Source organism: Thermostichus sp. MS-CIW-26 (assembly GCF_054059115.1).
The window spans coordinates 1-3,955 of the sequence record NZ_JBSSBV010000081.1; the positions used below are offsets into that span (position 1 = coordinate 1).

4 protein-coding genes and 1 pseudogene are annotated in these 3,955 nt (G+C 58.6%); 3 read left to right on the plus strand and 2 right to left on the minus strand.

Annotated elements, in window-relative coordinates; all coding sequences use genetic code 11:
* Window positions 1–251 precede the first annotated feature (251 nt).
* Entirely contained in the window at window positions 252–581 is a 330-nt protein-coding gene (locus ACVWZU_RS14265) for an FAD-dependent monooxygenase (protein ID WP_457445566.1), read from the plus strand.
* Here ACVWZU_RS14265 and ACVWZU_RS14270 read toward each other — a convergent pair.
* Complete coding sequence (locus ACVWZU_RS14270) at window positions 578–1,771, minus strand: RNA-guided endonuclease InsQ/TnpB family protein (protein WP_457445568.1); 1,194 nt, start codon at window positions 1,769–1,771, stop codon at window positions 578–580. The genes ACVWZU_RS14265 and ACVWZU_RS14270 overlap by 4 nt on opposite strands.
* 87 nt (window positions 1,772–1,858) lie before the next feature.
* On the opposite strand from ACVWZU_RS14270, the pseudogene ACVWZU_RS14275 reads away from it, so the two are divergent.
* Window positions 1,859–2,854: pseudogene (locus ACVWZU_RS14275) on the plus strand (FAD-dependent monooxygenase); the annotation flags it as partial.
* An 80-nt stretch (window positions 2,855–2,934) separates the two neighbouring features.
* On the opposite strand, the gene ACVWZU_RS14280 reads toward ACVWZU_RS14275, so the two are convergent.
* Complete coding sequence (locus tag ACVWZU_RS14280; RefSeq protein ID WP_414329946.1) at window positions 2,935–3,285, minus strand: hypothetical protein; 351 nt, start codon at window positions 3,283–3,285, stop codon at window positions 2,935–2,937.
* A 238-nt stretch (window positions 3,286–3,523) separates the two neighbouring features.
* On the opposite strand from ACVWZU_RS14280, the gene ACVWZU_RS14285 reads away from it, so the two are divergent.
* Window positions 3,524–3,817 carry a TIGR02450 family Trp-rich protein gene (locus ACVWZU_RS14285; RefSeq protein ID WP_414329949.1) on the plus strand — a complete coding sequence of 98 codons (294 nt, stop codon included), beginning with the start codon at window positions 3,524–3,526 and terminating at the stop codon, window positions 3,815–3,817.
* The last annotated feature ends 138 nt before the right edge of the window (window positions 3,818–3,955 follow it).

A 3,955-nucleotide genomic window follows, 5' to 3' on the forward strand; every position in this document is an offset into this window, starting at 1 on the left:
GCGGGATACCGCCATTCTGTTTGGAAACAAACAGAATGCTATCGCTGCATAGTTGAACAGTGATGTTCAGCAGTGTTCAGCGTAAATGTATCAGCTACCCACAGGGATTCCACCCTGCAGCAGCAAACAAAGGGGCTGAGATCAAAAGGGATCCCTCGTAGCACTTTGACCCCACTTGCCGCTTGTCCTTAGCGGACTGCCGGGTGCAGGAACCCTAGAATGGAAGTTAAGCCTACTTGCCGTGAGTGCCCATGAGCCTTTTGCCCACTTCCGCTGCTCCCCTAGCCATTGCTCCGACAGCAGCCAAGCCAAGGCGACTGGACTTCGAGGTGGTGATTGCCGGAGCTGGGATGGTGGGATCCACCTTGGCAGCCGCTTTGGGCCAGGCCGGGATCCGCGTCGGGCTGATCGAGGGGCGGGATCTCTCGCAGGGGGTGGGGGCGGATGGCCGAGCCAGCGCTTTGGCTCTGGGGACAGCCCGCATTCTGCAGCGAATTGGGGTGTGGCCCCTCATGGAAGCCTGGGGAGTTTCTCCCATTCACCGCATTCAGGTCTGTAAACTACCCGACTCCGACCGCTAAGCGGTACGGAGCGGGCTTTCAGCAGCCCTGAGCCTGCTTTGCTCTACCAGAGAACAAAACAGGCCCGAACCTCTAGGCTGGTTTACGACAGCCCCCAAAAGCGCAATCACATTCGCACCATTAAAGTCCGCATCCCCTTCCCATCCACAGTGTCCACACTTGAACGACTTACCACTGCGGTAGGATTGCGCAGGGTCGGGATGGATGTGCAGGCACTTGTGGCAGGTCTGGCTGGTGTAGGCGGGCGGCACCAGCACCACAGTCACCCCCGCAACTCTCGCCTTGTATTCCAGAAACTGCCTCAGTTGGTAGAACGCCCAACTGTTGGCCCGCCTACGCTCTGTCTTGCTGCGTGGCTGTTGATTGACCCTTTCCCGGATCCTCGTCAGGTCTTCCAGAGCGATAGCGCTGTTGGTAGCTTTTGCCCTGGAGACAATAACTTTGGAGATGCGATGATTGACCCACACTTGAAAGCGTCTTTCCTTGCCAGACAGCCGTTGCAACAGTTCTCTGCATCTGCGCCGCGAACTGCGGGTGCCCTTACTGGCTTTGCGTTGGAGTGCCGCCCTCAATCGGGAGTAGTGGTCTCGAACTCGGTTCAACTGTTGTCCATTCCAGTTGTCCCCTTCTGAGGTATGAGCGATATCCGTCCTGCCCAAATCCACCCCGATCACCTTGTCGGTATCTTGTTGCTTGGGTGGCTTTTTCTCTACGCAAATCTGGATGTAGTAGGAGCCATCTTTGCGCTTGACCAGGGTGGCAGATTTGGGGTTGGAACCAGCCAGCATCCCACGCTGGTAGTTGCCAATGGCTAGCTCAAAGCGTTCTCTCCCTTCCACCGTGGTCAGCGACACCGTCCAGTCTTTTTGACGGAACGAAAAGATACGGGCGTCGTAGGTAACAAAGCCGCTCTTAAACTCCTTGACGGGACGCTTTTTCTGCTTAGCCACTTTGCGGGAACCCGCTACCCGTCTGCACACCTGTTGAGCCAAGTTACTGGACAAGCCAAACCGGGCTCGAGTCTCGTAGTAGCAAAGGGATTGCAGTTTGACCGCGTTGACGATCTTCTCCGGCGTGTTCTGGTTGACCCAATTCAAGGCTTGGCCAAAAGCCTCCAAAGTCGCGTCCAATTTGGCGGCTTGCGACTGGGCTACCTTGAGCTTGCAGGAGACGGTCAGGACTTGGGTCATGGTTCTATTGTAACCTCGCATTCCTCCCGGCACTGACCCTACGGGTACAGTGCGGGGCTCCTGCGCTAGTAAGCTGATGGGGAAAGCCCCTGGATGGCTCAGTTGTGCCGCGAAACGCTCCAAGCGCCGGCGCTGGGCTACGTCGTGGAAAATCAAATTACCCAAAAAGCTCTGTTGCAGCGCATTCGCGAGTGCCCTTCGGTAACGCTTTTCAGCCCCGCCCAGGTGCAAAGTTTCTCCCCTGCAGCAGATCACCTGCGGGTAGAGCTGCTGGCTCAGGAGGGATCCCGGCAAACCCTGCGGGCTGCTCTGCTGGTGGTTGCAGATGGGGCCCGTTCGCGGCTGCGGGAACAGGCTGGGATCCCGTTATCCCGCTGGGGCTATGGGCAGGTGTGCATCGTTTCCACCCTCACCCATGAGCATCCTCACCGGCAGGTGGCCTACGAGCGCTTTCAGGCCAGCGGTCCCTTCGCCATTTTGCCCACCTCCGATCCCCATCGCAGTTGTGTCGTCTGGACAGTTCGCCAAGCGGATCGAGATCGGCTGATGGGCTTATCTGAGGCTGAGTTTCTGCAGGCCATCCGGCCTTGGTTTGGATCCCAGTTGGGAGCCTTGCTGGCGGCCTCTCCCAGAGCCTGTTATGAGCCACAGCGGGCCCATGCCCAAACCTACATCGGATCCCGGCTGGCTTTGGTGGGGGATGCTGCCCATACCACCCATCCGCTGGGGGGGCAGGGAGCGAATCTGGGCATGCGGGATGTGGCGGCCTTGGCTGCCCTGTTGATCGAAGCCAAAATGGCGGGCCGGGATCCCGGCGATCCGGCTTTGCTACAAGCCTACGAGCGCTGTCGCCGCCCAGAAAACGCGCTGGTTCTTTTTGCAACCGATGCTGCCAATCGCCTCTTTTCCAACCGAAGCTGGCCGTTGCTGGTCTTGCGTCGCCTGGGCCTGTGGGGACTGGAGGTTTTGCCGCTGCTCAAGCCTGCCTTGATGCGCCAAGCGATGGGGATCCGCCCCCACCAACCCCAACTGCAGCAGCTCCCTTTCCCTGCACCCCCGGAACCTCTGGCTACGCCTGTCTAGATCCGGCCAAACTGTTGAGAGCTGGGCCCAGATCCTCGCCCGCCGCCTTTGTCCCCAGCAGACCAAGCGCTCCACAGGGATCAAGGCTGCTCCAGGGGTAAGTCTGAAAACAGCAATGGGGCAATATTGGCCGCCTGGTTGATGGGGATCTCGTCGTTGACGGCATACTGATAAAACTGATCCAAGCGCCGACACAAACCTTCTGGGGTCAAAGCCTGCACATTGGAGCTGATGATGTAGCTCTGGGAAGGAGAGGCGCGAAACGCTTGAAAGGCTTTGCGACAAAAGTCCTGCTTGGCCTCCGGGTCTGCTTGTCGCCACTCTGGCCCCGTAAGTTTGCCGGACAAAGTGGGGCCGGTTGCCGCTCCCAAGGGCAGGCCTGTTCCCAAGATTAGGCCAGCCAGGATCAGAAACAGAAGGCCCCCCTTCAAGACTGCCTGCCAGAAAGAGAACTGAAGCCGTTGCCGGTGCTGCTCCATGGTTGGATAGGCTGGAGTGGAAAGGGATCCCCTCGATCATACCGATCACACATACCGATCACAGGCGGATCTGAGGGAAACTCAGGATCTCGGCTGGCTTTGCCGCTCCCCTCGATCCCCGCTGCCGTCCTCAGGAATGGCCGGAAAGCTGGGTCCCTTTCATCCCTTACCCGCTCGCACCCTCCGTCCCGTGGCTCGCAACAAACCCCGTCGGAAACAGCCTTTCCCGCACCTCCTCGGCTCCAAATGGACTTCCGTTCAGCCTGTTCTGGGTTGGCGACATTTTCAGGTCACCGCTCGCCAACAAGGGGAAGGAGGGCTGGTGTTTGCCGAGCTCAGAGCCGTCTGCGATCCCCAGGTGCGCCTCTGGGTGAACGCTGCTACCCTGAAGAACCGGGATCTTTGGCAGCCGGGCTGGACGCCTCTCGAAGACGGGATCCCCTGTGGGCGGCAGGATCCCCTTCTGGACAGGGCTGGGGGATAGTTTCTCTCAAGCTGGGGCTCAGGGATCGATTAGGATCATCTCTCTAGGTTGTGTTGATCTTTCATTTGAGCCAAAAGAGAGCACTGACGAGATAGAGAAAACTCAAGAAGTTCCTGGCCAATTTGTCAAAACGAGAAA